This window comes from Bradyrhizobium sp. UFLA05-109 (assembly GCF_054185165.1).
Map to the genome: position 1 here is coordinate 23,541 of NZ_JBBIAR010000008.1, position 19,957 is coordinate 43,497.

General features: G+C 63.4%; 25 protein-coding genes and 1 pseudogene. 17 read left to right on the forward strand and 9 right to left on the reverse strand.

Translation table 11 applies throughout. From position 1 onward, the window contains the following. Positions 1-40 precede the first annotated feature (40 nt). The 5 genes from Q3C01_RS07425 (at position 41) to kynU (ending at position 5,228) form a co-directional block, all read left to right on the forward strand. On the forward strand, positions 41-766 hold the full coding sequence (locus Q3C01_RS07425) for a pyridoxamine 5'-phosphate oxidase family protein (RefSeq protein ID WP_458144670.1): 726 nt from the start codon (positions 41-43) through the stop codon (positions 764-766). 48 nt (positions 767-814) lie between these two features. After that, the gene (locus Q3C01_RS07430) at positions 815-2,092 is read left to right on the forward strand and encodes an ArgE/DapE family deacylase (RefSeq protein WP_458144671.1); all 1,278 of its coding nucleotides are present in this window, start codon (positions 815-817) and stop codon (positions 2,090-2,092) included. Positions 2,093-2,311: 219 nt separating this feature from the next. Beyond that, a complete protein-coding gene (locus tag Q3C01_RS07435) occupies positions 2,312-3,121 on the forward strand; it encodes an alpha/beta hydrolase (RefSeq protein WP_458144672.1) in 810 nt (269 codons plus the stop codon). Positions 3,122-3,139: 18 nt separating this feature from the next. Then, positions 3,140-3,979, forward strand: coding sequence for a tryptophan 2,3-dioxygenase (gene kynA / locus Q3C01_RS07440; RefSeq protein ID WP_458144673.1), 840 nt, complete (start codon positions 3,140-3,142; stop codon positions 3,977-3,979). A 40-nt stretch (positions 3,980-4,019) separates the two neighbouring features. Next, on the forward strand, positions 4,020-5,228 hold the full coding sequence (kynU, locus tag Q3C01_RS07445) for a kynureninase (RefSeq protein ID WP_458144674.1): 1,209 nt from the start codon (positions 4,020-4,022) through the stop codon (positions 5,226-5,228). Positions 5,229-5,235: 7 nt separating this feature from the next. On the opposite strand, the gene Q3C01_RS07450 is transcribed toward kynU, so the two are convergent. The 4 genes and pseudogenes from Q3C01_RS07450 to Q3C01_RS07465 all read right to left on the reverse strand — a co-directional run bounded on the left by Q3C01_RS07450 (position 5,236) and on the right by Q3C01_RS07465 (position 6,784). Further along, on the reverse strand, positions 5,236-5,646 hold the full coding sequence (locus Q3C01_RS07450) for a DUF1801 domain-containing protein (RefSeq protein WP_458144675.1): 411 nt from the start codon (positions 5,644-5,646) through the stop codon (positions 5,236-5,238). Between the two features lie 54 nt (positions 5,647-5,700). After that, a pseudogene (locus Q3C01_RS07455) lies at positions 5,701-5,908 on the reverse strand (hypothetical protein). 130 nt (positions 5,909-6,038) lie between these two features. Next, on the reverse strand, positions 6,039-6,464 hold the full coding sequence (locus Q3C01_RS07460; protein WP_458144676.1) for an SRPBCC family protein: 426 nt from the start codon (positions 6,462-6,464) through the stop codon (positions 6,039-6,041). After that, entirely contained in the window at positions 6,461-6,784 is a 324-nt protein-coding gene (locus Q3C01_RS07465) for an ArsR/SmtB family transcription factor (protein ID WP_458144677.1), read from the reverse strand. Before Q3C01_RS07465 ends, Q3C01_RS07460 begins: the two co-directional genes overlap by 4 nt. Positions 6,785-7,069: 285 nt before the next feature. Between Q3C01_RS07465 and Q3C01_RS07470 the strand changes: the two genes are divergently transcribed. From Q3C01_RS07470 to Q3C01_RS07480, 3 genes are all read left to right on the forward strand, one after another. Then, positions 7,070-8,443 (forward strand): metal-dependent hydrolase family protein, encoded by a 1,374-nt coding sequence (locus tag Q3C01_RS07470; protein ID WP_458144678.1) that lies wholly within the window; start codon positions 7,070-7,072, stop codon positions 8,441-8,443. Between the two features lie 416 nt (positions 8,444-8,859). Continuing rightward, a complete protein-coding gene (locus Q3C01_RS07475) occupies positions 8,860-9,261 on the forward strand; it encodes a PaaI family thioesterase (protein ID WP_458144679.1) in 402 nt (133 codons plus the stop codon). A 150-nt stretch (positions 9,262-9,411) separates the two neighbouring features. Then, positions 9,412-10,023, forward strand: a complete 612-nt coding sequence (locus tag Q3C01_RS07480; protein WP_458144680.1) for a GNAT family N-acetyltransferase — start codon at positions 9,412-9,414, stop codon at positions 10,021-10,023. 99 nt (positions 10,024-10,122) lie between these two features. Here Q3C01_RS07480 and Q3C01_RS07485 read toward each other — a convergent pair whose 3' ends face one another. Together Q3C01_RS07485 and Q3C01_RS07490 are read right to left on the reverse strand one after the other, a co-directional pair. Further along, complete coding sequence (locus Q3C01_RS07485) at positions 10,123-10,428, reverse strand: hypothetical protein (protein ID WP_027523921.1); 306 nt, start codon at positions 10,426-10,428, stop codon at positions 10,123-10,125. A gap of 103 nt (positions 10,429-10,531) precedes the next feature. Then, positions 10,532-11,218 carry a DUF2161 domain-containing phosphodiesterase gene (locus tag Q3C01_RS07490; RefSeq protein WP_458144681.1) on the reverse strand — a complete coding sequence of 229 codons (687 nt, stop codon included), beginning with the start codon at positions 11,216-11,218 and terminating at the stop codon, positions 10,532-10,534. Positions 11,219-11,358: 140 nt separating this feature from the next. Between Q3C01_RS07490 and Q3C01_RS07495 the strand changes: the two genes are divergently transcribed. Further along, entirely contained in the window at positions 11,359-11,706 is a 348-nt protein-coding gene (locus tag Q3C01_RS07495; protein WP_458144682.1) for a hypothetical protein, read from the forward strand. Here Q3C01_RS07495 and Q3C01_RS07500 read toward each other — a convergent pair. After that, positions 11,703-12,383, reverse strand: coding sequence for an SDR family oxidoreductase (locus Q3C01_RS07500; RefSeq protein ID WP_458144683.1), 681 nt, complete (start codon positions 12,381-12,383; stop codon positions 11,703-11,705). The genes Q3C01_RS07495 and Q3C01_RS07500 overlap by 4 nt on opposite strands. A 119-nt stretch (positions 12,384-12,502) precedes the next feature. On the opposite strand from Q3C01_RS07500, the gene Q3C01_RS07505 reads away from it, so the two are divergent. Then, positions 12,503-13,222: an SGNH/GDSL hydrolase family protein gene (locus Q3C01_RS07505; RefSeq protein WP_458144684.1), complete on the forward strand. Its 720-nt coding sequence runs from the start codon at positions 12,503-12,505 to the stop codon at positions 13,220-13,222. A 15-nt stretch (positions 13,223-13,237) separates the two neighbouring features. On the opposite strand, the gene Q3C01_RS07510 is transcribed toward Q3C01_RS07505, so the two are convergent. Next, a complete protein-coding gene (locus Q3C01_RS07510) occupies positions 13,238-13,981 on the reverse strand; it encodes a tyrosine-protein phosphatase (protein WP_458144685.1) in 744 nt (247 codons plus the stop codon). An 84-nt stretch (positions 13,982-14,065) separates the two neighbouring features. On the opposite strand from Q3C01_RS07510, the gene Q3C01_RS07515 reads away from it, so the two are divergent. Next, a complete protein-coding gene (locus Q3C01_RS07515) occupies positions 14,066-14,374 on the forward strand; it encodes an MliC family protein (RefSeq protein ID WP_458144686.1) in 309 nt (102 codons plus the stop codon). 114 nt (positions 14,375-14,488) lie between these two features. On the opposite strand, the gene Q3C01_RS07520 is transcribed toward Q3C01_RS07515, so the two are convergent. Beyond that, positions 14,489-14,692 carry a DUF2735 domain-containing protein gene (locus Q3C01_RS07520; RefSeq protein WP_458144687.1) on the reverse strand — a complete coding sequence of 68 codons (204 nt, stop codon included), beginning with the start codon at positions 14,690-14,692 and terminating at the stop codon, positions 14,489-14,491. 528 nt (positions 14,693-15,220) lie between these two features. Between Q3C01_RS07520 and Q3C01_RS07525 the strand changes: the two genes are divergently transcribed. The 6 genes from Q3C01_RS07525 to Q3C01_RS07550 all read left to right on the forward strand — a co-directional run bounded on the left by Q3C01_RS07525 (position 15,221) and on the right by Q3C01_RS07550 (position 19,924). Then, positions 15,221-16,255, forward strand: coding sequence for a glutamine synthetase beta-grasp domain-containing protein (locus Q3C01_RS07525; protein WP_458144688.1), 1,035 nt, complete (start codon positions 15,221-15,223; stop codon positions 16,253-16,255). A 199-nt stretch (positions 16,256-16,454) separates the two neighbouring features. After that, positions 16,455-17,159: a GrlR family regulatory protein gene (locus Q3C01_RS07530; protein WP_458144689.1), complete on the forward strand. Its 705-nt coding sequence runs from the start codon at positions 16,455-16,457 to the stop codon at positions 17,157-17,159. 17 nt (positions 17,160-17,176) lie between these two features. Further along, a complete protein-coding gene (locus Q3C01_RS07535; RefSeq protein ID WP_458144690.1) occupies positions 17,177-17,863 on the forward strand; it encodes a substrate-binding domain-containing protein in 687 nt (228 codons plus the stop codon). Between the two features lie 32 nt (positions 17,864-17,895). Beyond that, entirely contained in the window at positions 17,896-18,717 is an 822-nt protein-coding gene (locus Q3C01_RS07540) for a tetratricopeptide repeat protein (protein WP_458144820.1), read from the forward strand. Positions 18,718-18,812: 95 nt separating this feature from the next. Next, positions 18,813-18,962 (forward strand): hypothetical protein, encoded by a 150-nt coding sequence (locus tag Q3C01_RS07545; protein WP_211985139.1) that lies wholly within the window; start codon positions 18,813-18,815, stop codon positions 18,960-18,962. Between the two features lie 257 nt (positions 18,963-19,219). Further along, positions 19,220-19,924: a GrlR family regulatory protein gene (locus Q3C01_RS07550; protein WP_458144691.1), complete on the forward strand. Its 705-nt coding sequence runs from the start codon at positions 19,220-19,222 to the stop codon at positions 19,922-19,924. Positions 19,925-19,957 lie beyond the last annotated feature (33 nt).

The following is a 19,957-nucleotide window of genomic DNA, read 5'->3' on the forward strand; positions in this document are numbered from 1 at the left end:
ACAACTCCTTCCAGATTCAAATTCCACGACAGGAGTCGCCGTGTCCGATGGTATCGCCACCACGTCCTATCCGGTCTCGTCCCGTAACCAGGTGAAGCGCCGCCATGATCGCGGCGCTTACGATCACGCCACCGTTCACCGGATCCTGGACTCTTCGATGCTGTGCCACGTCTCCTATGTGATCGACGGCCAGCCCTATTGCACCCCGACCTTTTTCTGGCGGGAAGGGACAAAACTCTATTGGCACGGCTCCAGCGCGAGCCGCATGCTGCGCAATCAGTCGGAAGGCCAGAGAGTCTGTCTCACCGTTGCACATCTCGACAGCCTCGTGCTGGCGCGCTGCGGTTTCAACCATTCGGCGGATTATCGCGCGGTGATGGCTTTTGGCGCCGCTTACCTCGTGACCGATGCGGAGGAGAAGAGCCGCGCGATCAGCGCCATGGTCGACCGCTTCTTCCCGGATCGCACTGCGGGGCTGCGCCCGAGCAGCACGCAGGAGATCAAGGCGACGACCTTCATCGCGATGGAGATCGAGGAGGCCTCGGCCAAGGTTCGCGCGAAGGGGCTTGCAGACGACGAGGAGGACCATGCGCTGCCGATCTATGCGGAGCGGATATCCGTGCGCACCGTGCTCGGCGCGCCGGAACCTTGCGCGCGTCTGCTCGACGGCGTCACGCGGCCGCAGACCCTGAATGGCTATTCGGAAGGCCGACTGCTCGAAGATGCATTGCTGGAGGCCTATTTTCAGGAGTACCCGGAGGGTTGAAATCGACTAGCTTCGCGGCGCTCTTGAAAGCCGATCGGAGTTGCCAGCATGAATACCGAAACGCAGCAAAGGATTCTCGATGCCGTCGATGCGAGCTTCGAGGCCCAGCTTGCGACCACACGGGATTTCGTCGCGATCCCCTCGATCCGCGGCGCGGAGGGGCCCTGTCAGGACATGATCGGCGACCTCCTGCGCGCTCGGAGTTATGAGGTCGACGACTGGCATATCAACATCGACGAGTTGAAGGATCTGCGCGGCTTCGGTCCGATCGAGCACGATTTCTCCAAGGCGCGTACGGTGGTCGGCACCTATCGCCCGCTAACGAGCAGCGGCAAATCGCTGATCCTGCAAGGCCATTGCGACGTCGTGCCGGCTGGACCGCTGGAGCTCTGGGACACCCCGCCATTCTCGCCGGTCATCAAGGACGGCAAAATGTATGGCCGCGGTGCCTGCGACATGAAGTCCGGCACCATCGGCGCGCTCTACGCGCTCGATGCGATCAAGGCCGCAGGCCTTCGGCCCACGGCGCGGATCCATTTCCAGTCCGTGATCGAGGAGGAGAGCACCGGCGTCGGCGCGCTCTCGACGCTCCAGCGCGGCTATCGCGCCGACGCCTGCTTCATTCCCGAGCCGACCGGCGGCAAGATGGTGCGCTCGCAGGTCGGCGTGATCTGGTTCCGCCTGCGCGTCAAGGGCCATCCGACCCATGTGGCATTTGCCGGCTCCGGCGCCAACGCGATCATGGCGGCCTATCATCTGATCCAGGCCCTGCAAAAGCTCGAGATCGAATGGAATGAGCGGGCAAAGGCCGATCGCCATTTCAAGACACTCAACCATCCCATCAACTTCAACCCCGGCGTCATCAAGGGCGGCGACTGGGCCTCCAGCGTGCCGGCCTGGTGCGACGTCGATTGCCGCATCGCAGTGCTGCCGGGCTGGTCGATCGCCGATCACCAGAAAGAGATTCTCGCTTGTGTCGCGGCTGCGGCGCGCAACCATCGCTTCCTCGCCAACAATCCGCCCGAGGTGGAATGGTCCGGCTTCCTGTCGGAAGGTTATGAACTGACCAACGCGGCCGCGCCCGAAGCCGCCTTTGGCAAGGCGTTTAACGCCGTCTATGGCGGCGGGGTCGAAGACCTCGTCTTCACCGCGCTCACCGATACCCGCTTCTACGGCCTCAACCACGGCATCCCCAGCCTCTGCTTCGGCCCGAGTGGCGGTGAGATTCACGGATTCAACGAATATGTCGATCTGGAATCGCTGAAGAAGTCGACCAAGGCGATGGCGCTGTTCATTGCCGAGTGGTGCGGGGTGGAGAAGGCGTAGGCGTAGGCTCTGTCGCCGTGCTTCGTAGGGTGGGCAAAGTCGCCCTTGCGCCGTGCCCACCAGCTTTCCCGGATCGAGGCCAAAGTGGTGGGCACGCTTCGCTTTGCCCACCCCACAGGCGCCGGCGTCACGATGCTTTAAGCTTAAAATAAAGACTATGATGGCGGCGCTGCAGGTGGCAGACTGGCGACCTGTCGCCTGAATCTTCTGGGAGCAACGATGCGCGATTGGGATGACGCCTATGCCAACTCGGCTCACGTGCCGGGCTCGGACCGACTGCCTGAACTCTGGGCAGAGCGCGCAGCGGCCTATCGCGCGAGGCTGAGGGCATTTCGCCCCGACGTCGCCTATGGCGAAGGCGAGCGCAAGCGCTTCGACCTGATCCTGCCCGATGGAGACAGCAAAGGCCTCGTCGTCTTCGTCCATGGCGGCTATTGGATGCGCTTCGACAAATCGTCATGGACCGACCTTGCCGAAGGCGCGCGCCACCACGGCTGGGCGGTGGCGCTGCCGAGCTACACGCTGACGCCGGCCGCACGCATCTCCGATATCACGGCGGAGATCGCGGCGGCCGTTGCGGCGGCCGCTGCACTGGTTTCCGGACCGATCCGGCTCGCCGGGCATTCGGCGGGCGGCCATCTCGTCACGCGCATGCTCTGCGACGACAGCTGGCTTGAGTCCGCGGTCTACAATCGCATCGCCGCGACGTTGTCGATCAGCGGCCTGCACGATCTGCGCCCGTTGCTGAAGACCAAAATGAACGCGACGCTTGGAATGTCGCTGGAGGAGGCGACGCTTGAAAGCTCAGCGCTGCATCTGCCGCGCGGGCATGCTCCGGTTACGACCTGGGTCGGAGGCGCCGAGCGTCCCGAGTTCATCCGCCAGGCGGAGCTGATGGCAAACGTCTGGACCGGTTTTGACGTGCCCACGCGTCTCGTGATCGAGCCCGGCTTCAACCATTTCTCTGTCGTCGACGGGCTCAAGGATCCCTCGTCAAAAATCACCGCGAGCCTGGTTGGCCTAGACTGACGGCAGTAGAGGGATGTCATGACCAGCAACGACTACGACCCCACCGCCGAGGGCGCCGAGACCAACTTCGCCCGGCGCATGTCCTATGGCGACTATCTCCAGCTCGATGCGATCCTCGGAGCGCAGCATCCGTTGTCGGATGCCCATGACGAGATGCTGTTCATCATCCAGCACCAGACCTCGGAGCTCTGGATGCGCCTTGCCATTCACGAGCTCAGCGCCGCCCGCCGCGCCATCGCGCGTGACGAGGTGTCGCCGGCGATGAAGATGCTGGCGCGTGTGTCCCGCATCTTCGAGCAGCTCAACAGCGCCTGGGATGTGCTGCGGACGATGACGCCGAGCGAGTACACGCATTTCCGCTCCAAGCTCGGGCAGTCCTCGGGATTCCAGTCGAGCCAGTACCGCCTGATCGAATATCTCCTCGGCAACCGCAATCACGCGATGCTCAAGCCCCATGCGCATGACGCCGAAGTCACACGGCTGTTGGAGGCAGAGCTGGCAACGCCGAGCCTCTATGACGAGGTGCTGCGCCTCGCCGATCGCAAGGGGCTCGCGATGCCGCCTGGTGTGCTGGCGCGTGACGTCCGCGAGACGCACAGCCTGAACGAAGGCGTGCTTCAGGCGTGGCGCCGGGTCTACGAGGCGCCGGAGACGCACTGGATGCTCTACGAGCTCGCCGAAAAACTCGTCGACTTCGAGGACTATTTCCGCCGCTGGCGATTCAACCATGTGACCACCGTCGAACGCGTCATCGGCTTCAAGCGCGGCACTGGCGGCACCGGCGGGGTCAGCTATCTCAAGCGCATGCTGGAGGTCGAGCTGTTCCCCGAACTCTGGCGCGTGCGCACGATCCTTTGAGAAGTCCTGCTTCTAACCAAGTCCGGCCTTTGAGCAAGCCATGACCGAGACCCGACTTCGCGTCTATGACAACACCAGGGCGCTCTTCCATCTGCCCGAGGGCGTGATCTATCTCGACGGCAATTCGCTCGGCGCGCTGCCGCTCGGCGTTGCCGAAAAGGTGGACCGCGTGATCCGGCAGGAATGGGGCGATGAGCTCATTCGCGCCTGGAACACCGCGGGCTGGTATGTGCAGCCCCGCAACGTTGGCAATCGCATCGGCCGGCTGATCGGCGCGGAGGCGGGCTCAGTGATGATGGGCGATACGCTTTCGCTCAAGGTCTATCAGGCGCTCGCCGCCGCGCTCGATATGAGCCCTGAGCGCAAGTTCGTACTCTCCGACACCGGCAATTTCCCGACCGATCTCTACATGGCCGAAGGCCTGATCGCGACGCTCGGGCGCGGGCACCAGCTGCGCCTCGTCGCGCCGGAGGCGGTCGAGGCCGCGCTGTCGGAGGAGATCGCGGTGCTCTACCTCACCGAGGTCGACTACCGCACTGGTCGGCGCCATGACATGGCGAAGTTGACTGCGAAAGCGCATGCGCTGGGCATCGTGACCGTCTGGGACCTCGCGCATTCGGCCGGCGCGCTGCCGGTTGATCTCGCGGGTACGGCTGCCGACTTCGCCGCAGGGTGCACCTACAAATATCTCAATGGCGGGCCTGGTGCGCCGGCTTTCCTCTACGTCGCGCCGCGCCACGCCGATTGGGCACGCGCCGCCCTCTCTGGCTGGATGGGCCACGCAAAGCCGTTCGCCTTCGATCTCGGCTATGCGCCCGCGGGCGGCGTGGAACGCATGCGCGTCGGCACGCCGCCGGTGCTCGCGATGGCTGCGCTGGAAGCTTCACTCGACATCTGGGATCGCGTCGATCTTGGGGAACTGCGAGCTCGTTCGCTTGCGCTCGGCGATCTCCTGATCATGGAGGTCGAGCGGCGCTGCCCGCAGCTCAAGCTGGTCACGCCGCGCGTGCATGCGGAGCGTGGCTCGCAGGTCTCCTTCGCCTTCGACGGCGGCTACGCCGCCATGCAGGCCCTGATCGCCCGTGGTGTCATCGGCGACTTCCGCGCCCCCGACATCATGCGCTTCGGCTTAACGCCGCTGTATATCGGGGAGGACGAGGTGATGAAGGCGGCCGAGATCATCGAGGAGGTGATCACGGGCGAAATCTGGAGGCGACCGGAATTCCAGGTCGTCAATGCGGTGACGTGATCGGATTTTACCCCGCCTTGCGGGCTTTGGCGCGCGCCGCCGGCGCTTTCTTCTTCGCCTTGCCCTGATTGTATTCGATGGCTGCACGTACGAGCTGTTTCAGCGCCCGCGCATTGATCTTGTCACCCTCGAGGAAGTCGATCGAGCGGCGTTCGTTGCCTTCGAGGCCGGCGTTGAAGAGTTTTTCGGGATCGGCGAGGCGCGCGCCGTACATGAAGGTCAGCTTCACCTTGCCCTTGTGGGCATTGGCGACCGCGATGATGCCGTCGCGCTCCCACACCGGGCTGCCCATCCACTTCCATTCCTCGACGATCTCGCTGTCGGCATCGAGGATGGTCTTGCGCAGGTTCGCGAACGTCTTGCCGCGCCAGTCTGTGATCCCGGCGATCAGCTGGTCGATTTTCTCCGATGGAGTCATTTGAGTCCCTGTGCTCCGCAATAATCCCGTTCTACGTCAGGCAAGCGGTCGCCGTCAGCCGCTGCGCCATTTGGTGGCATAGGGCCAGGGCGAACAGATAGAGGCCGGAGAGCAGAAGCAGGATGAGCGGGAACAGCGCCAGGAGGCCGATCCAGATCGCCTGCGTCTGCAGTGCCATGGCGAGGACATTGATGATGACTGCCGCCGTGAAGCCCATCGACAGCCAGCGGTGAACCTGCCGAATCCACGTGTTCCAGTTCAATGAGATCTCCTACCCTAGAGCATGATGTGAAGCGGCTTTCCCTCGCGACAAACGCGGAACGCGTTTGCGCGGAGATCGTGCTCAGCCAATAACCTAAGATGACATCGCGGTTTAGAGCGCGACGGCGGCATCAGTCTGCCTGCGGCAATACCTCTTCCAGCTTCGCCAAAAACTGCTTCCATCCAGCTTGTGCGCCACCAAAGGCCTGCTTCTGGTCCGGGCGGAAGCCCACCTGCTCGACGCGGAGCAGAGTCCCGCCGCGCGTCGGGGTGAGGGTGAAGGTGACCACGCTCTCCAGATTGTAGGCCGCATCCTGATGCGCAAAGTTCCAAGTGTAGGACAGCGCCCTGTTCGGCTTGATTGTCAGGACCTCGCAGTCGAGCGCGCCGCCCCATTCGCCAGTGAGGTTGAAACGATGGCCTACCACCGGCACAAAATCGTTCTTCATCAGCCATTCCGAGATCAAGTGCGGCTGCGTCAGTGCGCGCCAAAGCTTCTCGGGCGGATGTGCGAACTCGCGCTCTACGACGACGGAACGGGTCTCGGTCTTGTTCATTGGTCCATCCTCTTGAGAAGATCTTCGAGGTCGTCGAACCGGCTTTGCCAGAAGCCGGTCATCTTGCTGGTCCAATCGATCAGCGGGGCGAGGGCGCGAAGCTGCGCGCTGTAATGCGTCTGGCGACCTTCGTGGCGGTCGCGCACGAGGCCCGCCTGCTTCAACGCCATCAGATGCTTCGAGACGGCCGGCTGCGACACGCCGGCCCGCGCGGTCAATGCGCCAACGGTCTGCTCGCCATGGCGGCATAGCCGTTCAAAGATAGCCCGCCGGGTCGGATCGGCAAGGGTCCGGAACAGCGCATCGTGGGTGTTGGCCATGAGAGATCTATAACTGGTTGGTTATGGATTTACGTATAACTCTGTGGTTATGAATTTGTCAAGCGGGAATGCGGCTGACGTCGCTCGCGCGCCGGGACGGAACAGCTCCTGTTTGAATCAATTGAAGCCGGCGCGACAGCTCCAGTCGCACCTCCGCTCGTGCCGGATGGCTGGGCTGCACGTTTCCGCATGGCTGTGAGTTGACTCGCTCTGCACGCAGGCGCTGAGTTAGGCCCAAGGCATCGCTGCCGAGGGACGAGCAGACGTGCCGGCAGGAGGGCGGAAATGTCTGACGCGCGCGGGCGGCCTGGTGGCATCTTCATCGTCCTTGTGTTGCTCGTCACAATCGGCGTGAGCCTTGTTGCTTCTCCGCCGGCGCAGGCACAACAGGACTCCGCCGTCCTGTTCCAGAACGTCCGCATCTTCGATGGCCGCAGCAGTGCGCTCTCCGCGCCGTCCAATGTGCTGATCCGCAACGGCAAGATCGAGAAGATCTCTGCCGCACCGCTGACCACGGACGCGCAGGCGATCGACGGTGGCAATCGCGTGCTGATGCCCGGGCTGATCGACGCGCATTGGCACGCGATGCTAGTGCGTCCGACGCCGGCAGCTGCAATTGCGGGTGACGTCGGCTACCTGAATTTGCAGGCGGCCGCGGAAGCCACCGCCACGCTGATGCGAGGCTTTACGACGGTGCGCGACATGGGCGGGCCGAGCTTCGGGCTCAAGCGCGCCATCGACGAGGATCTCGTCGCAGGTCCCCGCATCTATCCCTCCGGCGCGATGATCACCATCACGGGCGGCCATGGCGACTTCCGGCAATTGTCCGACCTGCCGCGGACAATCGGCGGCATGCTCAGCCGCATGGAGCTGATCGGCGGTAGCATGATCGCCGACAGTCCGGACGAGGTCCGTGTGCGGGCCCGCGAGCAGCTCATGCAGGGCGCCTCGCAGGTCAAGCTCACGGCGGGTGGCGGTGTGGCCTCGCCGTTCAGTCCGCTCGACGTTTCCACCTTCACCGAGCCCGAGCTGCGCGCCGCGGTCGAAGCGGCCGAGAACTGGGGCACCTATGTCGCCGTGCACGCCTACACGCCGGTGGCCATCCAGCGCTCGATTGCGGCGGGCGTGAAATGCATCGAGCACGGCCACCTCATGGACGAGGCCTCGGCGCGCCTGATGGCCGAGAAGGGCATTTGGCTGAGCACGCAGCCGTTCCTCGATCTCGCCGGCGCCGCCGCGCTGGGGCCCTCGGAGCAGGACAAGATGCGCCAGGTGGTGGCCGGCACGGAGAGGGTCTATACGCTGGCGAAGAAGTACAAGATCAAGACTGCCTTCGGCACCGACGTCCTGTTCTCGAAGGCGCTCGCCGAGGGGCAGGGCGCGATGCTCGCCGATCTCGCCCGCTGGTACACGCCCGCCGAAGCGCTGGCGATGGCGACATCGACGAACGGCGAGCTATTGAGTCTTTCCGGTCCGCGCAATCCCTATCCCGGCAAGCTCGGCGTGGTCGAGGAGGGCGCTTTGGCAGACCTGCTGCTGGTCGACGGCAATCCGATCGAGAACATCAAGCTGGTCGCAGACCCTGCGAAGAATTTCGTCGTCATCATGAAAAGCGGCAAGATCTACAAGAACGCGCTGGCGGGCGACAAGACAAGATAACCAATGCGCGCATCTCGGCGTAACCGCCGAACTGGCCTCCAGCTCAGCCTCCGTGTCGCGGCACCTCGACGGGATCGAGCCGCGCGGCGCGCCATGACGGGTAGAGCGTTGCGAGAAACGAAAGCGTCAGCGCCGGTTGAAGTAGGACTGCGCCTCCGCGATCGACATGAAAACCATGCTCGCGTCGTACTCCGGCATGCCGATCTCGAACACTGCCGCGATCTTGTATTCGTTGATGTACGGCTGACGCCCACGATTCTCGGGGCTCGTCAGCCGGTTTGGCGACCTTGATGTCCTCGAGCAAACGCGGCGGGTGGGCGTAGCGTCGATATCATCGCGGCCATGACCTCGGACGTCATTGCATTATGTCGCGGGACAATTCACCTTGAGAATTCAAGACACTGGGAGGAGATCCGATGACGCCGCTCGAAAGACTTCATGCGATGAAAATGCCGTTCGCCGAGCTCAAGGGCGTGGAATTCGTCGCGGCCGAGCCGGATCGCGTGGTGGCGAAGATGACGATCAGGCCCGACCTCTGCACGCTCGGCCATGTCGCGCATGGCGGCGCCATCATGGCCCTTGCCGATTCCGTCGGGGCGGCCGCGACCGTGATCAACCTGCCGGCGGACGCCAAGGGCACGACGACGCTCGAAAGTAAAACCAACTTCATCGGCGGCGCGAAGGAGGGAACCACGGTGATCGCCACCACGACCCCGATCCACCGGGGGCGGCGAACCCAGGTCTGGCAGACCCGTCTCGAGACTGAGGACGGCAAGCTGGTGGCGTTGGTGACCCAGACCCAGATGGTCCTCGTATGAATACGGGGTTTTGATTTCATTAACGAATTGGTCGTTTGCCATGCCTCCAACTTGGGCAGGTTCCCGTCTTGCAAATCATGTTGCGTCGCACAATATAGGAGGCCTAGGGATTCGAACGCCTCCTTGAGGGACACCAAGAGGAGTTTTGACGTGGCACTTGAAGAAATCATCCACACCGAGTCCGTGCAGGGCTATGTGCGAACCCTGATCCAGCAAGAGGAATTGCCGCTCCTGCGTGATCATCTGCTGAGACTCGATCCCGAGAGCCGGCACGACCGCTTCAACGGTTTTCTCGACGACAGTTTCATCGAGCGTTACGCCGCCCGCTGCGCGGACGACGGCACCGTGATCGTCGCCTACATCGTCGACGGCGTGGTCCGCGGCGCGGCTGAGCTGCATCCGCCGGAAGGCGATTCGCTGCCCGAGGTAGCGTTCAGCGTGGAAGCCTCGGCGCGCCGCCAGGGCGTCGGCTCTGTACTGTTCCGGCGGCTGATCGCGGAAGCGCGCTGGAAGGGCTTTGGTCGTTTGCGCATCACGACGGGAGCGGAGAATCAGGCGATGCGGGCGCTGGCGAAGAAGTTCGGCGCGCATCTGGCATTCCGGCACGGCGAATCGACCGGCACGATCGATCTCACCAAGACGCCGGAGGCGGAATTAGCGGATCTTGCGGCAGCCCCCTTCAAGGCCGGGCGCGCGCTGCTGAGCTTCAACAGCACCTGGTGGAAGCTGTTTTCCAGCATGTACGGTAATCGCGCCGCCTGACGGCACGGTTTTGCGCAAAGGATGTGCGCGAAGAAGAGAATCAAAAAAGCGGACCGGCAAGGCCGGTCCGCTTTCGTATCTTCAGAGGCTAGAGCGCTCTCAGGTGCCCGTGCGCTTGTCGTTGCCAAAGCGGCGCACGACGCGGCGCTCGACCACCACCGAGCGCTGCGCGCCCTGTTCGCCGGCAATCACGCGCGTGGCGGTGATACGGCTGTTGGTACGGGCCTGCTTCTTCACCTCGGCCTGCACGACATCGAGCGGCATGCCCATCAGGGACGCGGCGATCTCGGCCTGCTGCTCCTGGTCGTCGGTGATGCCGATCGCGGCGAAAATCGCCTCGTCCAGGGTGGGCGGATCATGGCGGACGCGCCGCGTGCCATATTTGGTATTCCAGTCTGCGCTCATGGTAGCCTCATTTCGATCTGGGATACCTAGTGCTACCTATGTTGCATTGCAATATGAATTTGGTGTGGCATCTCAGTTATTCGCCTCTTGCATCGATCTGATGTCAGGGCTGTGACGGCTGGCCGGTGTCGAGCGCGATCTTCGGCTGCGGCCAGCGCTTAAGTGCTGCATGGCCAGCGTCGGTCAATCCGTAGATTCCCCGCTCGGCCCGTGCGAACCAGCCATAGACGTTGTGCAGCAGAATCTTGCCGGCATCGGGACACCGCACGCGCAGATCGCGCACCGCTCGCGGGCCATCGGCGAGCGCCGAGGCGCAGGCCAGCGCCTGCTGGCGATAGGCGGTCATGATGGGTGCGCGGGTGCTGCCGCCGAGCACCGGATCGCCCTGGCGACGCTGGTGCTCGGCAACGAGTCGCGAGCGCTTCTTCGGCTCGCGCCGCGGCGCTGCGGTCGGCGGCTTCAGCAGCACCTCGACCTGGCCGCGTTCGGTAACTCCAAGCATGCCGAAGCCGAGGCGACGGCAGAGATTGCGATAACGCGCATCACTCTCACGGCCCTTGCCGCGTGCGGACATTTTTGCGGCGATCCAGATCTCGTCGCCGGCCGGGGCGCGATCGACAGCCTGCAAGATCAGCTCGAGATTGAAGGCGAGCTTGAGCTCGCCGATCACCACGACAGGCGGATCACTGGCGCTGAGGCCGACGAGATCGCAGCCGCCGATCTCGCCCTTCACGCTGAAGCCGAGCTCTTCGAGGAAGCGTTTGACGGGCAAATAAAGCGCGGTTTCCAAAGAAAGGTTCCCGGTCTGCGTTCCGATTGGAGAATCAGTTGCGCAAGTCTAGCCCGGTTCGGACTCGCCTCGACTGGCCATTTGATAGGACGCGGTCGGACCAGCTATTCTGCAAGAGGGGCCAGCCGGGCACTTGCGACATGACAATCAGGAACGGGCTCTATCACATTCGCATCGAGATGCTGGATGGTGTCGAGGGCGGCAATCAGGGCGTCATGGTTCTGCGCGATGGCACCATGCGCGGCGGCGACTCCTTCTTCTTCGCCTACGGCACCTACACGTCGTGCGATGGCAAATGGAAGGGTGAGCTGATCAACGAAGAACACTCGCCCTCGTTCGACGAGCGGCCGGTGTGGGGCCGCAAGGTCGTGACCATCGGCTTCAGCGGGACCTACACCGACCAGACCGCCTATGGCGAAGGCATCGCACTCGCCGGCAAGCAGAGCATCCGCTTCAAAGGCAATCTGCGGCTCCTTGTGCCGGATTAAACGCGTCCGCTCACCGGGATTAGCGCACCCGTCACGCCGCTTGCTGCATCGCTTGCGAGGAACAGGATCACTTCAGTGAGCTCCTGCGGCGTCACCCATTTGGAGACGTCCGCATCAGGCATGCTGGCGCGGTTGGCCTTGGTATCTATGATCGAAGGCAGCACCGCGTTCACCGTGACCTTGCCTTTCCACTCGTTGGCGAGCGCCTCGGTGAGGCGGTGCACGCCGGCCTTCGAGGCTGCGTAGGGGCCCATGCCGGAGCCGGCCTGGAGCGCACCCATGGCACCGACATTGACGATGCGGCCGGCCTTCGAGGCTGCAAGATGCGTGAGCGCGGCGCGTGAGGTGTTGAGCGCGGTCAGCACGTTCAGCGCATACATCCGCTGCCAACTCTTGATGTCACCGTCGCCGACGGTTTCGAAGGCAAAGCCGCCGGCGATATTGATCAGCGCATCGAGCCGGCCGAAATGTTTTGCCGCCGCCGAGACCGCCGTCTTCGCCTGCGCCTCGTCCGTGAGATCGACGCCGCCGAACTCGATACGCTGCGCAGTCGCGACTGCCTGCGAAGGCGCGTGATCGATGCCGGCGACGCGCGCGCCGCGCGCCAGCGCCGTCTCCGCCACCACCTGGCCCAGCGCGCCGAGCGCACCGGTCACGACAATGACTTTCCCCTGCACGATGTCCTCCGTCGGTATAATTCGCGCCGACTATTGCGCGGAGCGAATTGGGCTTGCAATGGCGGCAGCTTCAAGGCTGGGCTATAGATGCAACTTTAGATCGTAGAGGAGGTTGTTTCATGTCCGACAATTTGCCGACCATCGAGTTTCCCGCGGCGATCGTCGACCTAAAATACCCGCTGATGCGGCTTCGGCAGGCGTTGGACGGGAAGGGCCCGGTACGCATCGTGGCCATGGGATCATCCTCGACCGCCGGACGAGGCGATGTCGTCCCGTATCCTTATCGGCTCGAGATGTATTTGCGACAATACTTCAAGGACGTTGTCCACCGGCCGGACATCCGGATTGACGTGCTCAACCGGGGCAGGGGCGGAGAAGAGGCAAACGAAGAACTCGGACGCTTCGAGGCCGATATTTTCCATGATGATCCGGCATTGGTCATCTGGCAGGTCGGAACGAACGCGGTCTTTCACAATGACATATATGACGTGGACGTCGTTGCCGGGAACATCAGGAAGGGCCTGGCGCAATTGTGCGCTCGCGGCTTCGAGGTTCTGATGATTGATCCGCAGTATACGACGAAGATGCTCTGGGACGATCGAGCCGAGCTCTCGGACAAGATGGTCCGGCTGATCCGCGATGCTGCCAATGAGGCCGAGGTCAATCTGTTTCAGCGCTGGGCACTCATGCGGCATTGGCACGTGCAGGACAACGTGTCGTTCGAGCAATTGATAGATATGAGCGATCCTGACAAGCTGCATCAGGGTGACTGGAGCACCCAGCAGATCTCTTCTGCCCTCAAGAACGCCATCATCAAGGCGACCGGGCTGACGGCTTGAGAAGGCCGCTGTGGCTCACGCTTGCAGATAGCGCTCCTTCAGAGCGGTGCGCTCGGCTGTCCCGAGCTTGAGTCCGTCGCGCAAATAGGTTTCGAGATCGCCATAGTCAGCGTGCACGGCTTCGAAGCCGGCCTCGAGATAGGAGGCCTCTACCGAGCCGATTGCGTCGCGCACGTCCGCCGGAAGTTCGGATGCCGCCGACGGGTCGCGGCGGTAGAAACGGTTAGTCAGCAGATAGTCTTCCGCAATGGTCTCCTCGGGCACGCCGAGCGCATGCAGGATCAGCGCGCAGGCAAGGCCGGTGCGGTCCTTGCCGGCGGTACAGTGGATGACGAGCGGCGCGCGATCCTCCAGGAGATGACCGAACAGCGCGCGAAAACTATGCGTGTTGTGGCGGACATAGTTGCGGTAGGACTCGCGCATGATCTCCAGCGCGGCCGGCGCGGTCAGTGCGCCCTCGGCCAGCCGCGCCCTGAGTGCAGCCACCACCGTCGGCTCGATCGGCAGGGAATGTGTGTTGATCTCGTGCACGCTGCACAGGGCGTCCGCGCGCTCTTCGACACCGCGGAAATCGAACGCGCTCCGCACGCCGAGGCCGCGAACGATCTCGACATCGGTCGCGGTTAGGAGGGCGAGATGATTGGAGCGGAAGAGGTGCCGCCAGCGGGTCTGCCGGCCGTCCGCGGTCGGGTAACCGCCGAGGTCGCGAAAATTGCTGGCGCCTTGCAAGGCGAGGTGGCGGGCAGGGGAGTCTGACATAGGAACAGCCTGGGCTATGTTGCCGGCGGAATCGATCGCGCGGCTCGTGCGCGATATACTTGAACTCCATTACAGGGGGCGAGCATGGACCGGCACAAGGCCATTATTTTGGCTGTCGCCGTCTCGGCAGGCGGAACCTTCCATGCGACCGGTGCGAGCGCGCAGACGTTTCAGGGCTATCGTTGCGCCGACGGCACGCAGTTCATCGTGGCATTCTACGAGCACGACAAGCGCGCCTTCATGCAGATCGACGGCGGCGCCATTCCGCTCGCCAAGCGGCTGACACTGTCGGGTGCGCGCTACTCCGGCGCCGGGATCACGCTCAAGATCGGCAAGACAGGTACCACGGTCCAGCATCTGAAGCGGCCGGTCACAGCCTGCGAACTGGGCTGAGCGCAAGCATCAGAACGAGAATCAAAAAGGGCCGAAACGATCCCGTTTCGACCCTTTTTCAAACTTCCGCTGGACGCTTGCGAGCGCGGGGCGGCACCGAAGGCAACGCAGGCATCAGCGATCCCATTTCGGCTTGGCTTCCTCGATCGCCTCCTGGTGATACCAACTGCCGCTGCAGATCGTCTCGACGATGGGCGACGAGACCTGATCATCCGGCGGCCTGGCCTCACTATTCCGACGACCATCGAGAGCCGCGCGGCCCCCGACAGGGAATTGGTAGATCTTGGCCGACCCCTGGCCCAAGTTACTGTTCATCATTGCGGTATCTCCTTAAGCCGGAGCGCTTGCCCTCCATGGTGCGCCCGACTCGTTCGCTTATGGTTACTGGGTCACCCCATATTGGCCCTGCTGGCTGAAATGCAAAGTGCTGAAAATGGCATCATTGTTGGCCTAATTTGTAGGCAGTCGAGTATCTGCATTCTGCGAGGCAGGTTCCGAGTGACCAACACTTTGGCCGGTGCGAAGGTTGCGGGGAGGCAGCCCGGGACATCGCGAAAATTTCGAGCGATTGGCGCGGCTTTAGCCGGTGGCTGGGTGCAGCGCGGCGTATGCCGTGAAATCGGGCTTTTTCCGCGGTTTTTTGCGGTGCGGGGTAGCGTAAAGGTGCGCTGCTTTGACGCATGCGCCGATAAATAGCCGGCGAGATTCGCAGCCTCACGGCCGGTAAACCTCCCGCAGTGCGGCGTTTTGGCACGCGAAATGCTTGTAAAGCGCCGGCCGATGGTGGCCGGGTACAACGTGCGGGGGCCACCGGTCCCCACCTTTCGCATCATCTAGAGAGGCTCAATGACCAAGTACAAGCTCGAGTACATCTGGCTCGACGGATATACGCCGACTCCGAATTTGCGCGGCAAAACTCAGATCAAGGAATTCGCGTCGTTCCCGACGCTCGAGCAGCTTCCGCTTTGGGGCTTCGATGGCTCCTCCACCCAGCAGGCCGAAGGCCACAGCTCCGATTGCGTGCTGAAGCCGGTCGCGGTGTTCCCGGACGGCGCCCGCACCAACGGCGTGCTCGTGATGTGCGAAGTCATGATGCCCGATGGCAAGACCCCGCATGCGTCCAACAAGCGCGCCACCATCCTCGACGACGCCGGCGCATGGTTCGGCTTCGAGCAGGAATATTTCTTCTACAAGGACGGCCGTCCGCTCGGCTTCCCGACGGCCGGCTATCCGGCGCCGCAGGGCCCGTACTACACCGGCGTCGGCTTCTCGAACGTCGGTGACGTCGCCCGCAAGATCGTGGAAGAGCATCTCGACCTCTGCCTCGCGGCCGGCATCAACCATGAAGGCATCAACGCGGAAGTCGCGAAGGGCCAGTGGGAATTCCAGATCTTCGGCAAGGGCTCCAAGACCGCTGCCGACCAGATGTGGATGGCTCGCTACCTGATGCTGCGCCTCACCGAGAAGTACGGCATCGACATCGAATTCCACTGCAAGCCGCTCGGCGACACCGATTGGAACGGCTCGGGCATGCACGCCAACTTCTCGACCGAGTACATGCGTACGGTCGGTGGCAAGGAGTATTTCGAGGCGCTGATGGCTGCCTTCGACAAGAACCTCATGGACCATATCGCCGTCTACGGCCCGGACAACGACAAGCGTCTGACCGGCAAGCACGAGACCGCGCCCTGGAACAAGTTCAGCTACGGCGTGGCCGACCGCGGTGCTTCGATCCGCGTTCCGCACTCCTTCGTCAACAACGGTTACAAGGGCTATCTGGAAGACCGTCGTCCGAACTCGCAGGGCGACCCATACCAGATCGCTTCGCAGATCCTGAAGACGATCTCGTCCGTGCCGACCGACAAGAAGGCGGCCGCCTAAGATCCTCCCGGCCCGGACCTTGGGGGCTTGGTCGGGGTTGGCTCTCGAATCCGCCGAGGCCGAGAGGCTTCGGCGGATTTTTGCATTTTGATGACAGTTGGCGATATCGCGCGCTGCGGTGAGTTACGAAACTTGTCCCCCACGGACGAAAGCGGGGTACACTCCCGCCTCGGATGCGCGCAGGCCGGGGACGCGGCTGGTGTTGGAAGGTTTCTACAAGGTACGGTTTCAGCTCGGCGAAGCTATTGGCCGCAGCGTCATGCATGTCGGCGACGGCCGGATGCTGGGCGGCAACTCGGCCTTCGCCCATATCGGCACTTATGAGGAGGCGGGCGAGGAGGTCGCGATCGTCATCAAGACCGTGCGCCATAATCCCGATCCGAATTATCTCGCGATGGCCGGCACCGATGATGCGACCCTGCTCGCGAAGGGCTGGCCGGACGGTGATCTCTACCGTTTCAAGGGCGAGCTGAAGGAATTGCCCGGCGTGCCCTTCCAGTCGGTGATGATGCCGATCAGGGAGGACGAGGTGCCGATCGCTGGCGGCGTCGGGGAGGGCGGCATCCCCGACGGTCTCTACTCGATCCATCTTCGGATGCTGGACGGCATCGAAGGGGGCCTCACCGGCGTCATGCTGCTGAACCAGGGCCGCATCCTCGGTGGCGATGCCTCGTTCTACTATCTCGGCAGCTACACGGCGGCAAATGGCCGCTGGAAGGGCCAGATCCTGAACCAGGAGCACACGCCGGCCCGCGATGAAAATCCGGTGTTCGGCGGCCATGAGGTCGGCATCGGCTTCTCCGGCACCTATGATGACGAGCAGGCGGTACTGGAAGCCACCGCACTCGCCGGCAAGCGCAGCCTGCGGCTGACTGCGGCGCTGAAGCTGATGCATCGCGCCTGAGTGATCGACGGAGAACCATGGAAAACATCGTCCGCATGCTCTCGACGCTCGGCCTGATGGGGGCGATGCGCAGCCTGTCCGCCGCTTACGAAGCCGCGACGGGTGTCCATATCGACGCCGACTTCGCGCCGACGCAGGCGTTGCTCAAGCGTTTACGGGACGGAGAGGCCGCCGATCTCGTGATCCTGACGCGCGAAGGCCTCGACGAAGTCATCGCCGAGGGGCGCGTCGTGGCGGAAAGCGCCGCCGACCTCGCGCGCTCCTATGTCGGCATCGCCGTGGCCGCAGGGCAGGCGCATCCTGACATCTCCAGCGAGAGCGCCTTGCGCAAGACGCTGCTTGCGGCGCGATCGGTCGCCTATTCGCGGCTGGGTGCGAGCGGCATCTACTTTGCCGGGTTGATCATTCGAATGGGCATTGCGGCCGAGATCAACGCCAAGGCGACCATCGTCCAGCAGGGGTTTACCGCGGAACGGCTGGCGAGCGGCGAGGCTGATCTCGCCGTACAGCAGATCAGCGAGTTGAAGCAGGTCGACGGCATCGAGGTGGTTGGACCGATCCCGCTGGACTTGCAGACGCCGGCGCTGTTCTCGGCCGGTCGCATGACAAGGGCGACGAATGCTGGGAACGCCGATCGGTTGTTGCGCTACCTGGCTTCGCCCGAGGTTGCGCCTGTGTTGCGAGAGTCGGGCCTCGAGCCTTGAATTCGCCGATGCCCGGACGCAACCTGCCGGCCATGCGGAAAGCTCTCTGCGCCATTCTCCTGACGTTCGCGGCACCGCTCGCCGCACATGCGCAGTCGGCCGATCTCGTGCTGTGCGATCGCCTGGCGGCCGATCCCAGCGATCCCGACAAGCCGGCTGACGTGAAAGGGGTCGCCGAGCTAGCTCCTGCCGACATCGCGACCGCGATCAAGTTCTGCAAGACGGCGGCAGGGGCCTCGCGCCGTGCGCTGTACGAGCTCGGGCGCGCCTACGCCGCCGGTCGTTACATGGCGGACGCGATGGCAGCCTGGCGCAAGGCGGCGGACAGGGGCTCGAGTGCGGCGATGGTCGAGCTCGGCGTGCTCTACGGCACCGGCGCAGGCGTCGCCAAAGACGAGGCGCAGGCGCGAAAGCTGTTCGAGAAGGCGGCGCAGGCCGGCAATCCCCGCGGCGTCAGCAATCTCGCCGCGCTCGGTGGTTCGGGAGGGGCAGCTCCGGCCGACCCGGCGCGGGCGCGCGAGCTGCGGGGCAAGGCTGCCGAGACCAACGCGGAGGCGCAATACCAGCTCGGCCTGATGCTCGCGAGCGGCGACGGTGGTGAAAAGGACGACGTCGCGGCGCGCGCACTGTTCGAGAAGGCCGCCGCGCAAAATCACCCGGGCGCACTGGAGCGGATGGGCGCGTTCGCGCAGGAAGGCCGTGGCGGCCAAAAGGATGCGGCCGCTGCGAAGGCGTATTACGAACGAGCAGCGGCGCTCGGCGACGAAGATGCCAAGAAGGCGCTGGAGCGGATCCGTTGTCCCTATGCGATCAAGAACAAGCAAGGCCAGCTCGTCACCACGCTTTGCTTTTGAACGGCTTTGGAAATCAGTAGTTCTCGCCAGACAAGCCGTGAAGGAACCCAGTTCGCGTCCCGGTCGTTGAGACCGAAACGAACAGGAGTCGCGACATGATCCGCAAATTGTCGTCCGGCGAATATCGTCTCTATTCGCGCAAGGTGAACCCGAAGACCGGCAAGCGCCGCAACCTCGGAACGTTCAAGAGCCGTGCGGCCGCCGAGAAGCACGAGCGTGAGGTGCAGTATTTCAAGCGGCACTAGAATGCCGTCGCGGACCGAGCAACAAAAACATCGAAAACAACCCCATGCAAAGTAGCCGGGGAGGTGAGGTGATGTATTGCGGATTTGGCGAAATTGGTTGACGCGTCGGGCAAATCAGAGGCATGATGGCATTATCGGAGCGGAAAGCGCCTCTCCAACGGAGCGCCCTGCGCGGAAAAGCCTGATGGCCTCGGCAAGGTGGCGGTGCTAGGTAGCCGTGACTTGGGACTCGACATGGCTTTCCGGGATTTCCTTCGTTGCTGAACGGGCTCTACAAGGTGGAATACGGCGTCAACGACGCGTTCGGCCGCAGCATCATGTGTATGCACAACGGCAAGCTGCTGGGCGGCAATTCCGCCTTTGCGCATCTCGGCACCTATGAGGAGCGTGGCGGCGAGATCATCGGAGAGGTGATCACCGAGCGTCACAACAACGATCCCTGCTACAAGCCGCTGATGGGCACCGATGTCGCCGCCATCAGCGTGCGCGGCCGGCCCAACAGCAATGGCATCTGTTTCGAAGGCGAGGCCGCTCCGGTGCCGGGCGCGATGTTCTGGGCCGAGCTTACGCGGCTCGACGACGATGCGCTGCCGCCGCGCGGCATTGTCGGAGCAGGCGGCATCGCGAACGGGCTCTACGCGATCCATCTGCGCGCGCTCGATGGCGTCGATGCCGGGCTCACGGGCGTGATGCTGCTGATGGACGGCCGTATCCTCGGCGGCGACGCATTCTTCTACTATCTCGACTCGTATTCCTCGGCGGACGGCCGCTGGAAAGGCGAGATGCTCAACCAGGAGCACACGCCCGCGAAGGGCGAGAATCCCGTCTTCGGCGGCTATGAGGTTGGGATCGGTTTCTCCGGAAGCTGCACCGCGGACAGCGGTGAGTTCGAAGGCGTCGCCCTCGCAGGCAAGCGCAGCCTGCGTCTTGCGGCTTCGCTCAAGCTGATGCGGCGCGCCTAGGGCATGTACCTCGACGAGGCGCGCCACTTCGGT